The following is a 22,051-nucleotide window of genomic DNA, read 5'->3' as shown; positions in this document are numbered from 1 at the left end:
GGGGGCCGGGGTTTGGGGGGGGGGGGGGGCGGGGGGGGGGGGGGCCCCGGGGGCCCCCCCGGGGGGCGGGGCGAGCCCGGTCAGGCCCGCCTGACCGGCGAGCAGGACCGCGAGCACCGAAAGAGTTCTTCGCACTGGCACCTCCGTGTGGTGGTTGATCACCACTACCGACGAGCCAGACGCCGGGACGGTTGAGCCCGGTTCTCGATCTTCCGGGAGTTACCTCGAACGGGTCAACCACCGAGAGTCAGGAATGGACCGCCGGCACCGGCCGGGCGACGCCGAAACCGCCGTACGGTCCGGCTTTCGCGCGTTTGCGGACCTCGTCGAAGTGGCGGTGCACCGCTTCCGCCGCCGCGTCCGCGTCCCGCAGCAAGAGCGCGTCGACGATCACCTGGTGCCGTTTGGCCGTCGCCGTCGGGGAGCCGGCCGGGCCGCCCAGCTCGCTCTCCGCGATGCGGTAGACGTCCCAGAACAGCCCGGTGAGCTCGCGGGCCAGGTCGAAGCCGGCTTCCGCGCAGATCAGGTCGTGGAACTCGCGGTCGGCCTCCGCGGCGTCCGGGCCCTTGCGGCGCATCCGGGCGACGCACGCCTGCAGCTGCCCGACCAGCTCCGGCCGGTGGTCGACGGCGACGCGGCGGGTCAGCTCCGTCTCCAGCATTTCGCGGACCTCCAGCAGGTCGCGCAGCCGGCCGACGTCGGTCGCGCCGCGGGCCCGGGTGCGGAACAGCAGCCAGGTCTGCAGCGACTCCGAACCCGCCGAGCCGACGAACGTGCCGTACCCGTGACGGATCTCGACGATGCCGAGGGCCTGCAGGGCCTTGATCGCCTCACGGATCGAGTTGCGGCTGACCCCGATGTCGTCCATGAGGCTCAGTTCGGTCGGCATCGGCGCGCCCGGCGGGAGCTCCCGTTCGACGATCAGGTCGATGATGCGCTTGGTGATCTCTTCGCTGCGCTGCGGACGGGCCACTGCTGTCCTCCCCGGATGCGTCGTGAGAGGACATCCTACGTCATACGTCCAGAAGGGTTGACCGGCACGCGAAGCCATCCTAGGCTCACGCCGGTCATAGGACGTCCCATGTCCTACCGTTCGAGGCCCGCAGGAGACAGCGATGTCCCAGAGCCCGTCGCTCAGCCGCCGCCAGTTGCTGCGCTACACCACCTTCGCCGGCGCGGCCCTGGCGTTCCCCACCGTGCTCGCCGCGTGTGGCGGACCCGCGTCCACCAACAAGACCGGCAGCTCGGCGGGCTCGTTGACCGCCGTGATCGGCTACGGCAACAACCAGACGTGGGACCCGCTGCAGACCGCGTCCGCCTTCTCGATGGCCGCGATCCTGCACTGCTACGAGTCCCTCGTGGAGGGTGACCCGATCACCCGCGCGCCGTTCCCCGGCCTGGCGAAGGCGCTGCCCGACGCGAGTGGCACGAGCCTGAAGTTCGAGCTCCGCGACGGCGCGAAGTGGCACGACGGGCAGCCGGTCACCGCCGACGACGTCGTCTTCACCTACGCGCGGGCGCTCGACGACAAGGAGAACGTGCTGATCCACAGCTTCTTCTCCACCTGGCTGCGGGAGGTGCGCAAGACCGGCGACCGCGCGGTCGAGTTCGTCCTCAAGTTCCCGTTCCCGTACGCGCTGCAGCGGATCCAGTGCTGCAAGATCGTCCCCAAGCACGTCTTCGACGGCAAGTGGGACGACGCCAAGGGCGGCAAGGTCGTCGGCTCCGGCCCGTACAAGGTCGTCGAGCAGGCGCCGCTGTCCCACACGAGCTTCGAGAAGTTCGCCGACTACAACGGCCCGTGCCCGGCGGCCTACGACAAGATGCTCTGGAAGTCCATCGTGGACTCCGCACCGCGCGTCGCCGCGATCTCCGGGGCGAAGCCGGACGCGCAGATCGTCGAGAACATCCCCGCCGCCAACGCCGACCAGCTCCGCGCGGCGGGCCGGACGGTCGAGTTCGCCGACGGCGGCAACAACCTGTTCCTGCTCTTCAACACCGCGCACAAGCCGTTCGACAGCAACCTGGTCCGGCAGGCCCTGCACTACGCCATCGACAAGAAGAAGATGGTCGAGATCGGGCTGAAGGGCGCGGGCTCACCGGGCACGTCGTTCATCAACCCGAAGCTGCCGTCCTCGCAGCCGGCGTCGCAGGACTTCGCCTACAACCCGGACAAGGCGAAGCAACTGCTGCAGCAGGCCGGCGTCAGCGGTCTCAAGGTCACGCTCTCGACGACGAACACCTCGCTGGTCGCCGACTGCGTCAAGGTGATCAAGGAGGGCTGGGACGCGATCGGCGTCCAGACCACTTTGGACTCCCAGGACACCAAGGCGCTGTTCTCCAAGCTGGACGCGGGCACCGACTTCCAGGTCGTCGCCACGACCAACAACCCGATGCAGTTCGGCAACGACCCGGACCTGCTGATCCGCTACTACTACGACGCCAAGTCGATCCTCACCGGCAAGTACGCCCGCTGGACCGGCCCGGACGCCCAGTCACTGCTGGCCCTGCAGGACCAGGCCGCGGCGGAGGCGGACGAAGCCAAGCGGACGGCGCTCACCAAGCAGCTGCTGGACCGGATCTCCGAGCAGGCCGTCATCTACCCGGTGGTGTTCACCCAGCTCGGTACCGCGTGGGACCCGAAGGCGATCAGCGGCGTGCGCGCCCAGGGTTACCCGGGCATCTACCTGAACCAGGCCAAGCCGGTCTGAGCGAGGAGAACACCCCGTGGTCGTCGTCGTGCGGATGCTGCTGAGCCGCGTCCTCGCCCTGATCCCGCTGCTGCTCGGCGTGATCCTGTTCGTCTTCGTCGTGATGCGGTTCGCGCCGACCGACCCGGCGCTCGCCGCGTTCGACGGCGCGAACGCCACCGCCGAGCAGCTGCAGCAGTTCCGGCTGGAGAACGGCCTGCTCGACCCGCTGCCCCTGCGGTACGTGCACTTCGTCTGGCACCTGCTGCAGGGTGATTTCGGCACCAGCGTGATCACCAAGCAGCCGGTCGGCGACACCATCGCCACCGCGCTGCCGCTGACCGTGCAGCTGACCCTGCTCGGGCTGGTCCTCGCGCTGGTGGCCTCGCTCGTGCTCGGCGTGACGTCGGCGCTGTTCCGCGACCGCTGGCCGGACAAGCTGATCCGGATCGTCACGCTCGCCGGTGTCGCGGCCCCGGCGTTCTGGGTGGCGCTGCTGCTGGTCCAGTGGCTGGCCGTCGACCGCGGGCTCTTCCCGACCAGCGGGTACGTCAGCCCGGCCGACTCCTTCGGCGGCTGGCTGAACTCGCTGACGCTGCCCGCGGTCTCCCTGGCGCTGCCGGTCGCGGCGCAGCTGACCCGGGTGATCCGGACGTCGATGGTCGAGGAGCTCGACAAGGACTACGTCCGCACCGCGCGCGGCGGCGGGCTGCCGCCGGTGGTCGTGGTGGGCCGCAACGTGCTGCGCAACGCGCTGGTCACCCCGCTGACCGTGCTCGGCCTGCGGGTCGGCTACCTGCTGGGCGGCGCCGTCGTCATCGAGACGATGTTCGCGCTGCCGGGAATGGGGCAGAACATGATCCAGGCCGTCAAGGACGGCGACACCGCGAAGGTGCAGGGCTTCGTGATCACCATCGCGATCGGGTTCGTGCTGGTCAACCTGATCGTCGACGTCCTGTATCTGATGGCCAACCCGCGCCTGAGGAGCCACTCGTGAAGCGCCTTCGCGGGGCCTGGCCCGCGCTCGCGATCCTCGGTGTCCTGCTGCTCGTCGCCGTCGTCGGCACGCTCGTCGCCACGCACAACCCGGACGCGCTGAGCACCGACACCGGCGGCCCGAGCGCCGCGCACTGGTTCGGCACCGACCAGTCCGGCCGGGACATCTTCTCCCGGCTGGTCGCCGGCACCCGCTGGTCGCTCGCCATCGGCCTGGGGGCGGTGGCGCTCGCACTCGTGTCCGGCGCGGTGATCGGAGCCTTCGCGGCGACCTCGGGCCGCCGGGTCGACGCGGTGGTGATGCGCGTGCTCGACGTCATCATGGCGTTCCCGGGCATCGCGCTGGCCGCCGTGCTGGTCGCGGTCTTCGGGCACGGGATCCTGGTGCTGATCCTGGCCATCGGGTTCCTCAACACGCCACCGGTGGCCCGGGTGATCCGGGCGAACGTGCTGGCCCAGTACGGCGAGGACTACGTCGCGGCCGAACGCGTCATCGGGGCCCGCCGGTTCTTCGTGCTGACCCGGCACGTCGCGATCAACTGCGCCGCCCCGGTGCTGGTGTACTGCACGGTCACGGTGGCCGACGCGATCGTGTTCGAGGCGTCGCTGTCGTTCATCGGCGCCGGCATCCAGCCGCCGGACCCGTCGTGGGGCTCGGTCCTGGCCGACGGCAAGGACCTGGTGCTCACCGGCGGCTGGTGGGCGACGCTGTTCCCCGGCCTGCTGATCCTGATCACCGTGCTGGCGCTGAACATCCTGTCCGAGCGGGTGTCCGACGCCTGGGCCGCGCCCTCAGCCCGGTCCGCCCGGGCCGGCGCGGTGGCGAAGGCCGTCGCCGCCCGCGAAGACGCGGATACCGCACCCGTCCTGCCGATCGCGGGACTGCGGGAGGCGGGGGAGCGGCTCGCCCGCGGCGCCCGTTCCCTGGCCGACCGCGAGACGGTCCTCGAGGTCGACCGGCTGGCGATCGCCTTCCCCGGCCGTCACGAGGGCGTCAACGTCGTCGACGGCGTCTCGTTCAGCGTGCGCGCGGGCGAGGTGCTCGGCCTGATCGGCGAGTCCGGCTGCGGCAAGTCGCTGGCGTCGTTGTCGATCCTCGGCCTGCAGCCGCCGACGGCCACGGTGAGCGGCCGGATCCGGTTCGCCCAGCGCGACCTGCTCGCGTTGCGTCCCGGCGAGCGCCGGCGGCACCTCGGCCACGACATCGCGATGATCTACCAGGACGCGCTCAGCTCGCTCAACCCGGCGATGACGATCCGCGCGCAGCTCAAGCAGTTCACCCGCCGCGGCGGCACCCGCACCCCGGTGGAGCTGCTCGAGCTGGTCAACCTCGACCCCGGCCGGACGCTGCGGGCCTACCCGCACGAGCTGTCGGGCGGGCAGCGCCAGCGGGTCCTGATCGCGATGGCGCTGTCGCGCGACCCGAAGCTGATCGTCGCGGACGAGCCGACCACCGCCCTCGACGTCACCGTGCAGGCGCAGATCATGGCGCTGCTGCTGCGGCTGCAGGAGGAGCTCGGGTTCGCGCTCATCCTCGTCTCCCACGACCTCGCGCTGGTCTCGGAGATCGCCGACCGCGTCGTCGTCATGTACGGCGGCCAGGTCGCCGAGCTGGGCACCACCGCCGAGGTGGTCGGCTCGCCGCGGCACCACTACACCCGCGGCCTGCTCAGCGCGGTGCTCTCGCTGGAGGAGAACGAAGCCCGGCTCACCCAGATCAAGGGTGTCGTCCCGGCCCCGGCGGAGTTCCCGGCGGGCTGCCGGTTCGCCGACCGCTGCCCGGCGGCCCGCACCCAGTGCCACGACGAGCCGCCGGTGCGCTTCGGAGAGCCGGTCGAGCACCTCGTCGCGTGCCACTTCCCGGCCGTCGACCTGTCCCGCGAGAAGGAGGCGACCGCGTGAACCTGCTCGAACTCGACGGTGTCCACGTCGTCCACAAGATCCGCGGCGCGACCCTCTTCGGCCACGACAGCGTTTACGCCCTCACCGACGCCCACCTGGTCGTCAACCCGGGCGAGACCATCGGCGTTGTCGGCGAGTCCGGCTGCGGCAAGTCGACGCTCGCGAAGGTGATCGTCGGCCTGCAGCGCCCGACCGCGGGCACCGTGCGGTTCCGCGGCGAACCGCTGGGCCGCGGCTTCGGCCGCGAGGTCGGCATGGTCTTCCAGGACCCGGCCACCGCGCTCAACCGCCGGCTGGCCGTCGCCAAGATCATCCGCGACCCGCTCGACGTGCACCGCGTGGGCACGCCGGACGAGCGGGACGAGCGCGTCCGCGAGCTGATGACGCTGGTCGGCCTGCCCGACAGCCTCGCCGACGCCGTGCCGGGCCAGTTGTCGGGCGGGCAGCGCCAGCGCGTCGCGATCGCCCGCGCCCTGGCCCTGCGCCCGGCCCTGCTGGTCGCCGACGAGCCGACCTCCGCGCTCGACGTCTCGGTCCGCGCCCAGATCCTCAACCTGCTGCTCGACCTGCGCGAACAGCTCGGGCTGGCGATGGTGTTCGTCTCCCACGACATCCAGACGGTCAAGAAGATGAGCGACCGGATCGTCACGATGTACCTGGGCCGGATCGTCGAAGAGGCGCCGGCCCCGAAGCTGCCCGAGGCGGCCCGGCACCCGTACACCCGGGCGCTGTTCTCGGCGACGCCCAGCCTGCTGCACCAGGTCGAGCCGATCGTGCTCACCGGCCCGGTGCCGTCGGCGACCCGCCCGCCGAGCGGCTGCGCGTTCCGCACCCGCTGCCCGAAGGCGACCGACGGATGCGCGGCCGACCTGCCGCCGCTCGCCGTCGCCGACGGCGAGGCCGGGCACACCTACCGCTGCATCCACCCAGAGATCCCGACCGGAGTGAGCGCCTGATGCCGAAGTTCGCCGGAATCGTCCCGCCGCTGTGCACGCCGTTCCACGACGACTTCAGCGTGGACACCGACTCGCTGCGGCGCCACGTCGAGGTCCAGCTCGACGCCGGCGTGCACGGCGTGTTCGTCCTCGGCTCCTCCAGCGAGGTCGCCTTCCTCCCCGACGCGCAGCGCCGCGTGGTCGTCGAGACGACGGTCGAGCAGGTCGCCGGGCGTGTCCCGGTGCTGGCCGGCTGTATCGACATGACGACGTTGCGGGTCGCCGAGCACGTCAAGACCGCCGAGGCCGCCGGGGCCGACGCCGTGGTCGTCACCGCGCCGTACTACACGCGGACCCACGTCGCCGAGATCGACCGGCACTTCCGGCTGCTGCGCGACCGGACGGCGCTGCCGATCGTCGCCTACGACATCCCGGTCGCCGTCCACACGAAGCTCGACGGCGCGATGGTGCTCGACCTCGCCGCCGACGGGGTCATCGCCGGGCTGAAGGACTCCAGCGGCGACGAGGCGGCGTTCCGCTCGGTGCTGCTCGGCAGGCGCGAACGCGGTCTCGACGCCTTCTCCGTGTTCACCGGCTCCGAGCTCGTCGTGGACGCCGCCCTCGCGATGGGCGCGGACGGCGCCGTCCCGGGCCTCGGCAACGTCGACCCGGTCGGGTACGTCCTCATCCACGACCACTTCAAGTCCGGCAACCTCGCCGCGGCTCGCCGCGAGCAGGAGCGCCTGCTGAAGCTGTTCTCCATCACGTCGGTGGCGCCGCCGGCCCGGATGGGCCGCGGCTCGGCCGGGCTGGGCGCGTTCAAGGCCGCGATGAAGATGCGCGGCTTCATCGACAACGCCGTCATGGCGCCGCCGCAGCTGCCGCTGGACGACGAGGAACTGCTGCGGATCAAGGAGAAGCTGGCCGAGGCGGGCCTGCTCTGATGATCGGCTACGGGGCCGACTACAACCCGGAGCACTGGCCGGAGGAAGTCCGCCGCGAAGACCTGAAGCTGATGGCCGAGGCGGGCGTCACGATGGTGACCGCGGGGATCTACTCGTGGGCCGGGGTCGAGCCAAGGCCGGGGGAATACGACTTCGGCTGGTTCGACGACGTCATGGACGGCCTGGCCGCGGCCGGTGTCCGGGTCTGCCTGGCGACGATGACGGCGTCCCCGCCGCCGTGGCTGACCCGGGCGCACCCCGAGGTCCTGCCGGTGCGCGCCGACGGCGTCCGGCTCGCCCCCGGTGCGCGTCAGCAGTTCTGCCCCTCGAGCCCGGTGTACCGCTCGCACGCCGAACGGCTGGTCTCGGCCTTGGCGGAGCGGTACGCGGGGCACCCGGCGCTGGCGATGTGGCACGTCGGGAACGAGTTCGGCTCCCACGTCCGGGCCTGCTACTGCGACGAATCCGCCGCGGACTTCCGCCGCTGGCTCGAAGCCCGCTACGGCACGCTCGATGCGCTCAACGAGGCCTGGACCACCACGTTCTGGTCGCAGCGCTACTCCGCGTGGGACGAAATCCTGCCACCTCGCGTCGCGCCGACGTTCCCGAACCCGGCGCAGCAGCTGGACTTCCACCGGTTCTCCTCCGACGCCGCGCTCGGCTGCTTCCTGACCGAGCAGCGCGTACTGCGCCGCATCACCCCGGACGTCCCGATCACGACGAACTTCGTCGGCCTCGTGCAGAAGGCCCTCGACTGGCACACCTGGACGCCGCACGAGGACGTCGTCAGCCTCGACTCCTACCCGGACCCCTACGACCCGCGCGCCCACGTCGAAGCCGCGTTCGCCTACGACCTGGTGAGGTCCACAAAGGACCGGCCGTGGATGCTGCTGGAACAGGCGCCGAGCGCGGTCAACTGGCGGTTCCGCAACAGCCCGAAGCCGCCGGGCGCGATGCGGCTCGGCAGCTGGCAGGCGATCGCCCAGGGTGCCGACGCCGTCCTGTTCTTCCAGTGGCGCCAGACCGGCGGCGGCGCCGAGAAGTTCCACTCGGCCATGGTCCCGCACGGCGGCCCCGGCACCCGGACGTTCCGCGAGACGGCCGCGCTCGGCCAGGAGCTGGCGCGCGTGCCGGAGCTGGCCGGGACGCGCGTGCGTGCCGGCGTCGCGATCCTGCACGACTGGCCGAGCTGGTGGGCCCTGGAGCTCGACTCGCACCCGGCGGCGCTGGAGCAGCTGGAGACGCACCTCGCGCACTACGCGCCGCTCTTCGACGCCAACATCACGTGCGACGTCGTCCACCCCTCGCGCGACCTGTCCCGCTACCAGCTCGTTGTCGTGCCGAACCTGTACCTGCTGGACCAGGCCTCCGCGGACAACCTGCGCGCGTACGTCGCGGGCGGCGGTCACCTGGTCGTCTCGTACTTCACCGGCATCGTCGACGGTAACGACCGCGCCTACCTCGGCGGCCACCCCGCGCCGCTGCGGGACGTCCTCGGCCTGCGCGTCGACGAGTTCTGGCCCCTGGATTCGTCGGTCGACCTGCGTTTCGCGGACGGGACAACGGATTCCGGGACGCTCTGGTCCGAGTGGATCGAGCCGGAAGGGGCCGAGGTCGTCGCTTCCTTCGCCTCCGGTGAGCTGGCCGGGCGCCCGGCGATCACGCGGCACGCGTTCGGGGACGGCGTCGCCTGGTACCTCGGCACCCGGCCCGACCGGGTCACCGCCGAAGCCGGGGTGACGCCGGTGCTGGCCACGCCGCCCGGAGTCCAGGCGGTCGTCCGGCACGGCGAGGAAAGCGCTTACCTCTTGCTGCTCAACCACGGCACCGCGCCGGTCACCGTCGACCTGCCGCACGCCGCGCCGGACCTGCTGGGCGACCCGTCACGGCCGCTGCGCCAGGTCCGGCTCGCCTCGCGAGGTGTCGCCGTCCTGAAGGGATGACAATGAGAACACTGGGGAGATGGGCCGCGCTGGTGGCCCTGCTGGCGAGTGCGCTGCTCGCCGTGGGCCCGGCCCAGGCCGCGCCGCAGTTCGACCAGCAGGTCCTGTTCAAGGCTTCACAAGACCCCGGCTACAGCTGCTTCCGGATCCCGGCGATCGTCAAGAGCACGCACGGCACGCTGCTGGCCTTCGCCGAGGGCCGCATCGACAACTGCGGTGACACCGGGGACATCGACCTGGTGCTGAAACGCTCTGCTGACGGCGGGAAGACGTGGTCGCCCCTGCAGGTCGTCAACCGCGGCGGTGGCGACACCCACGGCAACCCGGTGCCCATTGTGGACAGTCGCACCGGCCGGATCGTCCTGATCACGACGTACAACAAGGGTCGTGACGACGACAAGGGGTGCGACGTGCCGTGCCCGCGCACCCCGCACTCGCAGTACAGCGACGACGACGGCCGCACGTGGTCGGCACCCGTCGACATCAGCGCCCAGGCGAAGCTGCCGGGCTGGGACTCGTGGTACGCGTCCGGGCCGGTGCACGGGATCCAGCTGACGAAGGGGCGTCACGCGGGGCGCCTGGTGTTCGGCGTCAACGCCGAGACCAGCGACGGCACCCACTCGATCGAGAACCACGCCGGGCTCGTCTACAGCGACGACGGCGGCCGCAGCTGGCACGTCGGCGCCGTGAACAGCTACCCGCACCCGGTCGGCGGGATGTACACCCAGAAGCCGTCCGAAGTCACCGTCGTCGAGCTGGCCGACGGCTCGATCTACGCCGGCGGCCGCGAGCAGGGCGGCACCGACATCGGCAACCGGGACTACGCCCTCAGCCGCGACGGCGGTGAGACGTTCTCCAGGTCCTTCACGACCATCCCCGACCTGGTGACGCCGATGGTGCAGGGAGCGATCGTGCGTGTCGGCGACCGCCTCCTGTTCTCGTCACCGTCGGACACCGACCGGCGCCGCTGGATGATGCTCCGCTCGTCGTACGACAACGGCCGGACCTGGGAGAACGCCGAGCAGGGCACCCGGATCACGACGGACTGGTCCGGCTATTCGGACCTGGTGGCGATCAGCGGCTCGGAGATCGGCCTCCTGTACGAAGGGGGTGCCGTCGACGCCCGCGACGAGATCCGTTTCGCGCGGTTCAACGAGGAATACCTGGGGCGTCACAACTCGGCGGGACCGTCCACACCGGACGTTTCGGAGCACGCCGACGCCCGGGTGCTGGGCGGCGCCTCGGTGGCGGCCGGCCGGTTCGGCGGCGGCCTGACGCTCGACGGCGTCGACGACTACGTCCGCGTGCCGTACGACCCGGCGCAGCCCCCGGGTGCCGGCGACCTGACGTGGACCGGCTGGTTCCGCTACGGCGCCACGAAGGGCAACCAGGTCCTGTTCTGGCTCGGCGGGATGGGCACGACGGCACCCCAGCTCTGGCTGCGCGGTGAACCGGCGAACCATCGGTTGATCGCGATGATGACGACGTCGGCCGGGAGCGCTTCGGTCTCGTCGGCTCAGGCCTACGACGATCAGGCCTGGCACCACGTCGCCCTGGAGCGGACCGGCGGCAACCTGCTGCTCAGGGTGGACGGCACCCAGGTCGCGTCCGGAACCGCGGTGGCCGGCTCGGTCAGCCAGACCGTCTCGTTCCAGCTGCAGCTGGGTCAGCGGCTGGACAACGCCTACCGCTGGAACGGCTCGTTCGACGAGGTCCGCTTCTACCGCCGTGCGCTCACGGCGACGGAACTCGACGCGATCCGCCTGCGGAACGCACCGGTTCCGGCCGGTCAGGTGCTGCGGCTGCCGTTCGACCGGGTCCGCGGCTGAGGGAGCCGAGGGAGAGAAGGACGACGCCGGCGATGCTGAGCGCACCGCCGGCGGCGTCCACCCAGGTCGGCGTCTCGCCGAGCCAGACGAACGCCACGAGGAGGGCGACGGCGGGGACGAGGTAGAGCGCGCCCGTCGCGACGGCGATGGTGTGCCGCGCGACGGCGTAACCCCACGCGACGAACCCGGCGGCCGAGGGCAGCACGCCGAGGAACACGACGGCGAGGGTCGCGCCCGGCGGTGCCGCCTCGACACCGCGCAGGGCCGCGGGTGCGAGCGGGAGCAGGAACAGCGTCCCGGCCCACATCGCGTAGCAGGCGACTTCGAGTCCGGTGTAGCGCTTGAGCAGCGGCTTGCTGCCGAAGTGGTAGACGCCCTGGACCGCGGCGGCGGCCAGGACGGCCCACGCGGCGCCCGAGTACCCCAGGCCGCCGCCGATGGCGATGAGCGCGCTGCCGCCGAGGGCCACCGCGCTGCCCGCCACCTTCGCGGTGGTCAGCCGCTCGCCCAGGAACGCCGTCGCGAGCAGCACGCTGAACACCGGCGCCACCGACACGAGCAGGCTCGCCGTGCCCGCCGGGACGTGTACCTCACCCCAGTTGAGCAGCACCTGGTACGCGCTCATCCCGGCCAGCCCGCACACCGCGATCAGCGGCAGATCGGCCGCGCGCGGCCGCCGCACGCCCAGCAGGGGCGCGGCCAGCAGGAGGACCGCCGAGGCCACCGCGAGCCGGGCGAACGACAGCCCGGCGACGCCGTAGCCGTCGAGACCCACCTTGATCGCCGGGAATGCCGAGGCCCACAGGACGACGGTGACGGCCAGGGCGACGGTTGCCTTGAGAGTGCGCTTCACGAGGTCTATCGTCGGCCGGACGATGCTGAAGTACCAGTTACGGTTTCTTCGCTGAAGAGAAAGCCTGACTTAATGTTGGATCTCCGCCGCCTGCGCATCCTGCACGGCCTCTCGCAGCACGGGACGGTGGCCGCGACCGCGGCCGCGCTGCACCTGACCGGCCCGGCCGTCTCGCAGCACCTGGCCGCTCTCGAACGGGAAGCGGGCACGCCGCTGCTGGAGAAGCAGGGCCGCACCCTGGCCTTCACCCCGGCCGGGCGGCTGCTGGTGTCGCACGCCGAGGTGCTCCTCGACGACCTCGCCGCCGCGGAGTCGGCGATGGCGGCCGTGTCCGAGCACGGCGGCACCGGCACGGTCCGGCTGGCCTCGTTCGCCTCGGCGGCCCGGCGGCTGCTGCCGTCGGCGTGGGCCGGGCTCCGGGAAGCGGGGACGGTCTCGCTGCGCCTGGTCCAGCAGGAGCCGGACGACGCGCTGGAGTCGCTGCGCCGCCAGGAGGTCGACATCGCGCTGGTGCACAGTTATTCGCTGCTGCCGCGCAGCATCCCGCCGGGCTGCGAGGACCGGCGGCTGCTGGAGGACCCGGTGCTGCTGGCGCTCGACCCGGCTCGCGCCGCGTCGTCCGGCTTGGCGCCCGGCGAACCCGTGCGGCTCGAGCGGTTCGCGGGGCATCCGTGGCTCGTCCCCGCCGCCGACCTTTCGTGCCGCGAGATGATCCACCGGGCCTGCGGCGCGGCGGGTTTCGTGCCGCCGGTGGCGGCGGAGGCGAGCGATTTCGCGGTCCTCGTCGCGCTCGCCGCGTCCGGCGCGGGCGTGGCCTTGGTGCCCGCCATGGCGTTGCCGGACGGACCGCCCGGGGTCAGCCTGCACCCGCTCGAGGAACCGTTGACACGCAAGGTGTTCGCGCTGACCCGGACGGGCACCGCGCGGCGCCCGGACATCCGGACCGTGCTCGACCAGCTGGAGCGCTCGGCCCGGGAATGGGCGGAACGCTACTTCTGAGGCCGCGCCTTTTCCACGGCTTCCAGGAACTTCGCGACCTTCGCGCGCATCCCGTACGGGTACAGGAACGTGTTTCCGGCCAGCTTGTCGGCGAACAGCGGCACGTTCGTCACGACGTCCGCCGCCGAGTCTGGGACCACGAACACGATCTTGCCGGGCTTCCAGGCCGTCGGCGGCGTGTGCTGGATCTTGCTGATCTTCTCGACCGGGAACGTGTTCTTGGTGTCGTCCGGGAGGAGGAACCAGCTCTTCGTCGCGATGCTGAGGGTGACGGTGTGGCCGTCGAAGCGGAGCGATCGCCGCCTGGCTCTCAGGTGCACCGTCCGACTATCGCAGAGCGCGGGCCCCGGGCGACAGGTGCTTCCGGGTGCTCAGAGCGTTTTGCAGGTCAGCTCCGGGCGCGCGGCGCCGTTGCCCTGGCCCGTCAGCGCGGTCAGGCCGAACGACGTCGAGCCGTTCGCGTCGAGCTTCGCGTTCCAGTCCGCGTTGTCGACCGTGACGGTCGAGCCGTCGACGGTGAAGGTCCCGTTCCACAGGCCCGTGATGTGGTGGCCGCGGGGCAGGGTCCAGTTGACGCGCCAGCCGAGGAGGCCGACCGCCCGGTCGTTGCGCACGGTGACCTCGACCTGGTAACCGCCGGGCCAGGAGTTCGTCACCCGGTAGTCGGCCGCGCACCCGAGGTCCGCCGGAGCCGAGGAGCTGGTGACCGGGGTCGTCGACGGGGGAGCGGTGGTGGACGGCGCGGGCGCCGGCGCGGCCACCGGGGTGCTGCCGGGCACCAGGACCGTGCCGATGACGATCCCCAGGGCCAGCAGCAACGCCCCCGCCGCGCCGGCCAGGAGGAGTCCCCGCCGTGGCTTGCGGACCTGCAGCAGGCGCGTCCCGACCTGGGGAGCGACACGGGGCGGCGGCAGCGGACGGCCGCCGGTGACCGCCTCGAACAGCTCCTGCACCTCGGCCATCGCCGGCCGCCGCTCGGGGTCCCGCTGCAGGAGCCGCCCGAGGACCTCGGCCAGCGGGCCGGTGTGCTTCGGCGGGATGACGTCGTCCTGGGCGATCCGCCGCAGCAGGACGATGGTGTTGTCCTCGGTGCCGAACGGCGGGGTGCTCTCCAGCGCGCGGTAGAGCGTGGCGCCGAGGGAGAAGACGTCCGCGGGGAACCCGGCTTCGACGCCTCCGGCGACCTCGGGCGCCAGGTAGGCGGGGGTGCCGGCGATGAACCCGCCGCCGGTCACGGACCCTTCACCGGTGGCGCGGGAGATGCCGAAGTCGGCGATCTTCGTGACGCCGTCGGGGGCCAGCAGGACGTTGCCGGGCGTGACGTCCCGGTGCACGATGCCTTCGGCGTGTGCGGCGGCGAGCGCCGAAGCGACCTGTTCGCCGATGCGCGCGACCTGGTCGGCCGGCAGGGTTTCCCGCTCCAGCAGGACGTCCGCGAGGCTGCGCGAGGGCAGGTACTCCATCACCAGGTACGGCGCGCCGTCGTGCTCGACGACGTCGTGCACGGTGATGGCGTGCGGGTGCCGCAGCCGCGCGGTGAGCCGCGCCTCCCGCAGCGCCCGCGGGCCGCCCTGGCCGCCGCCGGACGGGTCGTAGCCCAGCTGCTTCACCGCGACGACCCGGTCGAGCCGCTCGTCGCGGGCACGCCAGACGACGCCCATCGCGCCCTGGCCGATCCGGTCGACCAGCCGGTAGCGCCCGGCGATCAGCTGTCCTGCCTCGGTCACGACGATCCTCCGGTACCGGTGCTCGCCCAGGCCTTCCCCGGTGACACGGATCCGGGGACCGATCGGTTCGAGCTTAACGGCCTGCCCGCCGCCTCGCCGACGAGCAGGCCGCCCCTGCGTTCACGCGCCGAGCGGGTGCAGCTGGTCCCAGGACGGGACGCGCGGGGTGATCCGCAGCTTCATCCCGGCCTCGGCGGGCAGCTTGTCGGCCTTGCGGGCGTTGCAGCTGCGCGCCGTCCCGCCGCACGCGGCGACCGTGTTGAGCCAGTCGGTCCGCGCGCCGCCGCGGCTCAGCGGCACCACGTGGTCGATCGTCGTCGCGCGCTGCCCGCAGTAGGCGCAGCGGTGCCCGTCACGCGCCAGCACCCCGCGCCGGGACCAGCGCGGCGGCTGCGTATATCGCCACTTCATGACGACGTAACGCAGTAACCGCACGATCTTCGGGCGCGGGAACAGGCCGTACGCGAGACCGTCTTCGGCCTCGTGGACGACGGCGACGTCCCGTACCAGCATGCGGATGGCGTGCGGGACGGAAACGGTGTGCAGCGGCTCGTAACCGGCGTTGAGGACGAGAACCCCCATGGCGCGACTTCCTTCTTCGGGAACGGACGCGAAAAGCCGCCCGGATCGCGGTGATCCGGGCGGCTTTCCGCGAAACGACGCGTTCATGGTCGCCGAGTCGCGCGAGGGGCGTCAATCCCGTTTCAACGCAGCGGGTGGCTCTTCAGGAACCGCCAGATCACCGGGGTCGCGTCGATGACCGTCGGCGTCGCCGAGTCGAGGTTCGGCTTGGTGCTCGGCCAGACGTGCCCGGCGCCTTCGACGCGGTAGTGCTCGACGGTGCCGCGCCGGTCGCAGCCGAGCCACTTCTGCGCGACGACACCCTTCACCGGCGTCCACGACACCGGCCCGGCGCGGCAACCGTCCCTTGTGGACCACGCGGCGAGCCAGTCCGGGATGGCCGGCAGGCCCTTCTCCGGGACGCCGGTGTAGGGGATGGTCGTGTCGGCCGTGCCGTGGAAGTCGAGGATCGGCACCGGCCGGCTCGGGTGACAGGCGCCGCCCTGCGGGTAGAAGGCGCCGGACACCGGGGCGAACGCCGCGATCCGGCTCGCCAGGCGGCAGGCCAGCACGCCGACGAACCCGCCGCCGTTGGACTTCCCGGCGGCGAAGACGCGGTTCGCGTCGACGCACAGCGTCTTCTGCAGCTTCGTGACGAGGTCGCTGGTGAGCAGGACGTCGTCGGCCGCGGCCGAGTAGGGCGCCCCGGTCCAGGCGGTCTCGCCGTCGGTGCCGACGAGGCCCTGCGGGTAGACCGAGATCGCGTCCAGCGCCGAGAAGCCGGACAGCTCCTCCTGGTACCGCGAGGTGCGCTTGTGCCCGTGGAACGACAGGAGCACCGGGTACGACCGGCGCGGGTTGTAGTGCGCCGGCAGGTGCAGGGTGTACGTGCGGTCGAGGCCGCCCGAGGTGATGTGCTGGGTCGTCGTCACCCCGGCCGGGACCGGGGCCGCGCGGCCGCAGCCGGTGGTGCGGACGGGGTGGTCGACGACCCCCTGGGGCGTCGAAGCGATGGCGGGCGCGGCGAAACCGGTGGTCAGCGCGCAGGCCGCGGCGAACGCGGCCGCCCACCGGGGCCGGGGGAAGCGTCCGGGCACTCGATCCTCCTTGATCGGCAGCAGGGCGTGGCCAGCATCACACCGGCGGTGGCGGCCCACCTACATTGCGTTCATAAAGTGCGCGGCCGGGTGACGGCCGGGACCGTCGGACCCCCTCGGTACGATCGATGCGTTCGCCGAACCCGGAAGGAAGACCGTGACCACCCCGATCGAGACGCTCGAGTTCCAGTCCGAGGCGCGTCAGCTGCTCCAGCTGATGATCCATTCGATCTATTCGAACAAGGACACGTTCCTGCGGGAACTGGTGTCGAACGCTTCGGACGCCCTCGACAAGCTGCGGCTGGAGTCGTACCGCGACAAGGACCTCGTGGCGGACACCGCCGATCTGCACATCACGATCGAGTCGGACCCGGCCGAGCGCACGCTGACGGTGCGGGACAACGGCATCGGCATGACCCGGGACGACGTCGTCGGCCTGATCGGCACGATCGCGAAGTCCGGCACCGCCGACTTCCTGGCCAAGCTCAAGGAGGCGAAGGACGCGGCCGCGTCGCAGGACCTGATCGGCCAGTTCGGCGTCGGGTTCTACGCGAGCTTCATGGTCGCCGACAAGGTCACCCTCGTGACGCGCCACGCGGGCAGCGCCGAGGGCGTCCGCTGGGAGTCGGCGGGCGAGGGCACCTACACGATCGAGCCGGTCGAGGACGCGCCGCAGGGCACCGCGGTCACGCTGCACCTCAAGCCGGAGGACACCGAAGACGCCCTGTACGACTACACGTCCCCGGCGAAGATCCGGGAGATCGTGAAGAAGTACTCGGACTTCATCACCTGGCCGATCCGGATGACGGCGCAAGCGGCGCCGGCCGCCGAGGGCGAAGAGCCCGCCGAGCCGGCGGTCGAGACGGTGAACTCGATGAAGGCGCTGTGGGCGCGCTCGTCGAGCGAGGTCACCGAAGAGGAGTACAGCGAGTTCTACAAGCACGTCAGCCACGACTGGCAGGACCCGCTGGAGACCATCCGGCTGCAGGCCGAGGGCACGTTCGAGTACCAGGCGCTGCTGTTCCTGCCGTCGCACGCGCCGATGGACCTGTTCCTGCGGGAGCGCAAGCGCGGCGTGCAGCTCTACGTGAAGCGCGTCTTCATCATGGACGACTGCGAGTCGCTCGTCCCCGAGTACCTGCGGTTCGTCAAGGGCGTCGTCGACGCGCAGGACCTCTCGCTCAACGTGTCGCGGGAGATCCTGCAGCAGGACCGCCAGATCCAGCTGATCCGCCGTCGCCTGGTGAAGAAGGTCCTCTCGACGGTCAAGTCGATGATGTCCGCCGACGCCGAGAAGTACGCGACGTTCTGGCGCGAGTTCGGCCGCGCGGTCAAGGAAGGCCTGCTCGACGACTTCGAGAACCGCGAAGCGATCCTCGAGATCTCGTCGTTCCCGTCGACGCACGACGCCGAGAAGCCGACCTCCCTGCGCGAGTACGTCGAGCGGATGAAGGACGGCCAGGAGTACATCTACTACATGACCGGCGAGTCGCGCTCGGCCGTCGAGAACTCGCCGCACATGGAGGCGTTCCGGGCCAAGGGCTACGAGGTCCTCGTGCTCACCGACCCGATCGACGAGATGTGGGTCGACGCGGTGCCGGGCTTCGACGGCAAGCAGTTCCAGTCCATCGCCAAGGGCCAGGTCGACCTGGACTCGGAGGAGGACAAGAAGGCCACCGAGGTCGCCCGCGAGCAGCAGCAGAAGGAGTTCGAAGGCCTGCTGTCGTGGATGGGCACGTCGCTGGGCGAGGACGTCAAGGAGGTCCGGCTCTCGTCGCGGCTGACGACGTCCCCGGCCTGCATCGTCGGCGACACCCACGACCTGACCCCGACGCTCGAGAAGATGTACCGCGCGATGGGCCAGGAGCTGCCGCCGATCAAGCGGATCCTGGAGCTGAACCCGGAGCACGCCCTGGTCACGGGCCTGCGCGAGGCGCACAGCGCGCGCCCGGAAGACGAGGGCCTCGCCGAGACGGCCGAGCTGCTCTACGGAATGGCCCTGCTCGCCGAAGGCGGCGAACTGGGTGATCCGGCTCGCTTCATCAAGCTGCTGGCCAACCGGCTGGAGAAGACCCTCTGAGACCGCCGGCCCGGGCGAGCACTTCCTCGCCCGGGCCTCTGGGCCGATGGACCGGCGCCTGGTTTCGTTCTCGGTTGCGCCGGTGCCGGATTCGGTCGCGGTGGTTCGCCCCGGGAGCTACCTGCTGGGGCCGGCTTGGTCCTCGGCAGCGTCCGCGTGCCGGCCTCGGATCAGCCCGCGGTGACAGACCTCAGGCAATCGGCTGATGCCCTGGCTTGCCCGGGGCGATACCAGCGTGCCGGACTCAGGCTTCGACCTGCGGCGATCTGGCCGGACGTCGCCGCGCGGCATGTCCGGCTCTGCCGCCGAGAGCCCGCCCGGTCGGCTCGCGTTGGCGCGGATCTGTCCGCCCCGGCGGTGGATTCGCCGTCCCGGATTCGTCCGCGGCGGCCCACCTGGAGAGACTCCTCCCACGGCCCGTCGAGGAGGACACTCACCCGTGAGCGCACCACGGGTGAGAGGAGTTCTCGTGCCCGCTTCGCAGGTGTTCGCCAACCGGGAGGACGGCGGCCGGCGGCTGGCGCGGGAGCTCGCGCGCCGCACCTGGGCCGATCCGCTGGTGCTCGGCCTCGCTCGCGGCGGGATGCCGGTGGCGGCCGTCGTCGCCCGGGTGCTCGGGGCCGAACTGGACGTCGCGGTCGCGCGGAAGATCGGTGCGCCGGGGCACCGGGAGTACGGCGTCGGCGCGGTGACGCCCTACGGCCCGGCCATCTACGCCGAAGCGAGCCTGCACGCGCTGAAACTCACCACCGGCCGGCTGGCGCGGACGGAAAACCGCGAACGGGCCGAAGCGCGCCGCCGGCTCGGGCGTTATCGCGCGGGCCGCGGGCCGGTGGTCTGCGCCGGCCGGGACGTGATCCTCGTCGACGACGGGCTCGCCACCGGTGTCACCGCACGGGCCGCGCTGCGCGATCTGCGGGCCGGCGGGCCGTCGACCATGGTCTTCGCGGCGCCGGTCTGCGCCCCGGGCGCGGCCGCGCTGCTGCCCGAGGCCGACGACGTCGTCTGCGTCGTCGAGCCGCCGGAGTTTCGCTCGGTCGGTCAGTGGTACGCCGATTTCCGCCAGACCCGCGACGAGGAGGTGCTGGCCCTGCTCGCCCGGTGACGCTCGGCGGTTCCACTGAGGACGCGCCGTGACGTGCTGCTCCACCTGGGGAATTCCCGGTTGAGCCCGCCGGGGGCGGGGTATCTCCGGGCCGGGGATCCGACGGATGGGCAGGTGTCATGACGGAACGGGACGGACTCGGCGCAGCGGCGCTCGGACTGCGGCAGTACCTGCTCGCCGTCGCGAGCAAGCTCGACGCGCCCGCCTGGTTCTGCGAGGTCGAGGTGCCCGCCACCGCCTACCTCGCGCTGGAACAGCCGCTCGAGCGGTTCCCGGACCACGAGACGGCGCTGCTGTGGGACGAGCGCGACGGCTGGGCCGCGGTCGTCGAGTCGGCGTCCGGGGAAGACGTGGTGGTACTCGCCTACCTCGGCGAGGATCTGCTGCCGGACCCGTGCGCCGTCGCGGAATTCGTACGCGACCTCTACGGCGGCAGCTACCCGGGGCGGCCCGACCCGCCGAACTTCCGAAGACCGGGCAGCGCCGACGGCTTCGACGAGCGGCTCGCCGCCTACGCCGGGAAAAGCATCTGCCTGCCGGAAGGCCAGGCCTGAGGCGCGATCCACGGACACCGTCCGTCTACATCGGACACACTGCGGCGGCCGGGCGAAAACCGTCCCCCGTCCGGACGCCGGTCGCACTACGCTGGAGGGACCAGTCACGAGTCCCGATCAGCCGGGAGGCCGAGTGAGTACGGAAGCCGCCGACGCGGTGGTGATCGGCGCCGGTCACAACGGCCTGGTCGCGGCCAACCTCCTGGCCGACGCCGGCTGGTCGGTGCTGGTCCTGGAGGCGACGGAGCGGCCGGGCGGCGCGGTCCAGACCGCCGAGCTCACCGAACCCGGCTTCCACAACGACCTGTTCAGCTCGTTCTACCCGCTCGGCGCGGTGTCCCCGGTGCTTCGGGGGCTCAAGCTCGAGGAGCACGGCCTGCGGTGGCGGCACGCCCCCGACGTGCTCGCCCACGTGCTGCCCGACGACCGGTGCGCGGTGCTGTCGCGCACCCTCGATCGCACCATGGCGTCCGTCGACGAGTTCGCGCCGGGTGACGGCGCCGCGTGGCGGCGGTTGTCCGAGCAGTGGCAGGAGCTGCGCGACCCGCTGCTGGCCGCGTTGTTCACGCCGTTCCCGCCGGTTCGCCCGGCGCTGAAGCTGCTGCGGCGCACCGGCACGGGCGACGCGGTGCGCCTGGCACGGATGCTGACGCTGCCCGCGCGGCGCCTCGCCGACGAGCTGTTCACCGGCGAAGGCGCGAAGCTGCTGCTGGCCGGGAACGCCGCGCACAGCGACCTTTCCGTGGACAACGCGGGCAGCGCGGTGTTCGGCTGGCTGCTGGCGATGGTCGGGCAGGACACCGGGTTCCCGGTGCCCGCGGGCGGTGCGGGGGAGCTGACCGCGGCGCTGGTGCGCCGGCTGGAGTCCCGCGGCGGCACCGTCCACTGTGGACGTCCGGTCGGCGAGGTGCTCGTCGCCGGCGGACGGGCTTTGGGCGTGCGCGACGCCGCGGGTGATCCGGTCCGGGCGTACCGCGCGGTGCTCGCGGACGTGCCGGCGCCGGTGCTGTACGGCGAGCTGGTCGCGCCGGAGTGGCTGCCGTCCCGGCTGCTGGACGACCTGCGGACGTTCGAGTGGGACAGCGCCACGGTGAAGGTGAACTGGGCGCTGTCCGGCCCGGTGCCGTGGACGGCCGAAAACGCGCGCGGTGCGGGCACGATCCACCTCGGCACGGACCTCGACGGCCTGTCGGCCTTCGGCGGCGAGCTCGCGCGCGGCCGGACGCCGCGCCGTCCGTTCCTGCTGTTCGGCCAGATGACGACGAGCGACCCGGACCGTTCGCCCGCGGGCACCGAGGCGGCCTGGGCCTACACGCACGTGCCGCGGGGCTCGATGGCGGGCCGCGGCACCTTGGAGCGGCGGGTCAAGCGGATCGAGGAGACGGTCGAGGCGCACGCGCCGGGGTTCGCCGGCCTGATCAAGAACCGCCATGTCCAGGGCCCGGCGGAGCTGGCGGAGCACAACCCGGCCCTGGTCGGCGGCGCGATCAACGGCGGCACGACGGCCATCCACCAGCAGCTGTTCTTCCGCCCGGTCCCGGGCACGGGCCGCGCGGACACCCCGGTCGACCGCCTGTACCTGGCGGGCGCCTCGGCCCACCCGGGCGGAGCGGTCCACGGCGGCCCAGGAGCCAACGCGGCCCGAGCGGCCCTGGCCCGGGCGGGCAAACTGGGCGGCGGCTACGCGGCGGTGATCAGAGCGGCCCACCGAGCCCTCTACAGCTGAGGCGCCCGGCTCGCGCTACACCAGAGGTCAAGGGCCCGTCCACATTCCCGGACCAGGCGAAACCACGACCCACATGGTGAAACCCCTGGTCCCAACAAACGCATCCTTTC

Annotated in this window: 18 protein-coding genes; 12 read left to right on the top strand and 6 right to left on the bottom strand. The window is 71.9% G+C overall.

The window, feature by feature from the left end:
* Window positions 1–247: 247 nt before the first annotated feature.
* Window positions 248–973, bottom strand: coding sequence for a FadR/GntR family transcriptional regulator (locus ACGFMK_RS41255; protein ID WP_392774991.1), 726 nt, complete (start codon window positions 971–973; stop codon window positions 248–250).
* Window positions 974–1,115: 142 nt separating this feature from the next.
* Here ACGFMK_RS41255 and ACGFMK_RS41250 point away from each other — a divergent pair, with 142 nt between their 5' ends.
* Genes ACGFMK_RS41250 through ACGFMK_RS41220 form a run of 7 tightly spaced genes read left to right on the top strand, consistent with a single transcriptional unit; the run spans window position 1,116 to window position 11,239 of the window.
* A complete protein-coding gene (locus tag ACGFMK_RS41250) occupies window positions 1,116–2,711 on the top strand; it encodes an ABC transporter substrate-binding protein (protein WP_392774989.1) in 1,596 nt (531 codons plus the stop codon).
* Between the two features lie 16 nt (window positions 2,712–2,727).
* Window positions 2,728–3,687: an ABC transporter permease gene (locus ACGFMK_RS41245; protein WP_392774987.1), complete on the top strand. Its 960-nt coding sequence runs from the start codon at window positions 2,728–2,730 to the stop codon at window positions 3,685–3,687.
* A complete protein-coding gene (locus ACGFMK_RS41240; protein ID WP_392774985.1) occupies window positions 3,684–5,588 on the top strand; it encodes a dipeptide/oligopeptide/nickel ABC transporter permease/ATP-binding protein in 1,905 nt (634 codons plus the stop codon). Before ACGFMK_RS41245 ends, ACGFMK_RS41240 begins: the two co-directional genes overlap by 4 nt.
* Window positions 5,585–6,544, top strand: coding sequence for an oligopeptide/dipeptide ABC transporter ATP-binding protein (locus ACGFMK_RS41235; RefSeq protein ID WP_392774983.1), 960 nt, complete (start codon window positions 5,585–5,587; stop codon window positions 6,542–6,544). Before ACGFMK_RS41240 ends, ACGFMK_RS41235 begins: the two co-directional genes overlap by 4 nt.
* Window positions 6,544–7,467 carry a dihydrodipicolinate synthase family protein gene (locus ACGFMK_RS41230; RefSeq protein ID WP_392774981.1) on the top strand — a complete coding sequence of 308 codons (924 nt, stop codon included), beginning with the start codon at window positions 6,544–6,546 and terminating at the stop codon, window positions 7,465–7,467. The genes ACGFMK_RS41235 and ACGFMK_RS41230 overlap by 1 nt, the downstream gene beginning before the upstream one ends.
* The gene (locus tag ACGFMK_RS41225; RefSeq protein WP_392774979.1) at window positions 7,467–9,410 is read left to right on the top strand and encodes a beta-galactosidase; all 1,944 of its coding nucleotides are present in this window, start codon (window positions 7,467–7,469) and stop codon (window positions 9,408–9,410) included. Before ACGFMK_RS41230 ends, ACGFMK_RS41225 begins: the two co-directional genes overlap by 1 nt.
* Window positions 9,411–9,412: 2 nt before the next feature.
* Window positions 9,413–11,239, top strand: coding sequence for an exo-alpha-sialidase (locus ACGFMK_RS41220; protein ID WP_392774978.1), 1,827 nt, complete (start codon window positions 9,413–9,415; stop codon window positions 11,237–11,239).
* On the opposite strand, the gene ACGFMK_RS41215 is transcribed toward ACGFMK_RS41220, so the two are convergent.
* Entirely contained in the window at window positions 11,145–12,092 is a 948-nt protein-coding gene (locus ACGFMK_RS41215; RefSeq protein ID WP_392774976.1) for a DMT family transporter, read from the bottom strand. The two genes, ACGFMK_RS41220 and ACGFMK_RS41215, sit on opposite strands and share 95 nt — an antisense overlap.
* Window positions 12,093–12,164: 72 nt before the next feature.
* Here ACGFMK_RS41215 and ACGFMK_RS41210 point away from each other — a divergent pair, with 72 nt between their 5' ends.
* On the top strand, window positions 12,165–13,091 hold the full coding sequence (locus ACGFMK_RS41210; protein ID WP_392774975.1) for a LysR family transcriptional regulator: 927 nt from the start codon (window positions 12,165–12,167) through the stop codon (window positions 13,089–13,091).
* Here ACGFMK_RS41210 and ACGFMK_RS41205 read toward each other — a convergent pair.
* The 4 genes from ACGFMK_RS41205 to ACGFMK_RS41190 form a co-directional block, all read right to left on the bottom strand.
* Complete coding sequence (locus ACGFMK_RS41205) at window positions 13,082–13,411, bottom strand: hypothetical protein (protein ID WP_392774973.1); 330 nt, start codon at window positions 13,409–13,411, stop codon at window positions 13,082–13,084. The genes ACGFMK_RS41210 and ACGFMK_RS41205 overlap by 10 nt on opposite strands.
* Window positions 13,412–13,462: 51 nt before the next feature.
* Complete coding sequence (locus ACGFMK_RS41200) at window positions 13,463–14,818, bottom strand: protein kinase (protein WP_392774971.1); 1,356 nt, start codon at window positions 14,816–14,818, stop codon at window positions 13,463–13,465.
* A 120-nt stretch (window positions 14,819–14,938) separates the two neighbouring features.
* Complete coding sequence (locus ACGFMK_RS41195; protein ID WP_328456322.1) at window positions 14,939–15,400, bottom strand: HNH endonuclease; 462 nt, start codon at window positions 15,398–15,400, stop codon at window positions 14,939–14,941.
* Window positions 15,401–15,522: 122 nt separating this feature from the next.
* A complete protein-coding gene (locus ACGFMK_RS41190; RefSeq protein WP_392774969.1) occupies window positions 15,523–16,476 on the bottom strand; it encodes an alpha/beta hydrolase family esterase in 954 nt (317 codons plus the stop codon).
* Window positions 16,477–16,633: 157 nt separating this feature from the next.
* Between ACGFMK_RS41190 and htpG the strand changes: the two genes are divergently transcribed.
* The 4 genes from htpG to ACGFMK_RS41170 all read left to right on the top strand — a co-directional run bounded on the left by htpG (window position 16,634) and on the right by ACGFMK_RS41170 (window position 21,941).
* Complete coding sequence (gene htpG / locus ACGFMK_RS41185; RefSeq protein WP_392774967.1) at window positions 16,634–18,556, top strand: molecular chaperone HtpG; 1,923 nt, start codon at window positions 16,634–16,636, stop codon at window positions 18,554–18,556.
* Between the two features lie 469 nt (window positions 18,557–19,025).
* Window positions 19,026–19,661, top strand: a complete 636-nt coding sequence (locus ACGFMK_RS41180; protein ID WP_392774965.1) for a phosphoribosyltransferase — start codon at window positions 19,026–19,028, stop codon at window positions 19,659–19,661.
* 119 nt (window positions 19,662–19,780) lie between these two features.
* Window positions 19,781–20,215, top strand: a complete 435-nt coding sequence (locus ACGFMK_RS41175) for a DUF6292 family protein (RefSeq protein ID WP_392774964.1) — start codon at window positions 19,781–19,783, stop codon at window positions 20,213–20,215.
* Window positions 20,216–20,348: 133 nt separating this feature from the next.
* Entirely contained in the window at window positions 20,349–21,941 is a 1,593-nt protein-coding gene (locus ACGFMK_RS41170; RefSeq protein WP_392774962.1) for a phytoene desaturase family protein, read from the top strand.
* Window positions 21,942–22,051 lie beyond the last annotated feature (110 nt).

The sequence above is a fragment of the Amycolatopsis sp. NPDC049252 genome (genome assembly GCF_043197175.1).
Classification (GTDB): domain Bacteria; phylum Actinomycetota; class Actinomycetes; order Mycobacteriales; family Pseudonocardiaceae; genus Amycolatopsis.
The sequence above is the reverse complement of the archived record's forward strand: the minus strand, read 5'-3'. Positions and strand labels throughout refer to the sequence as shown.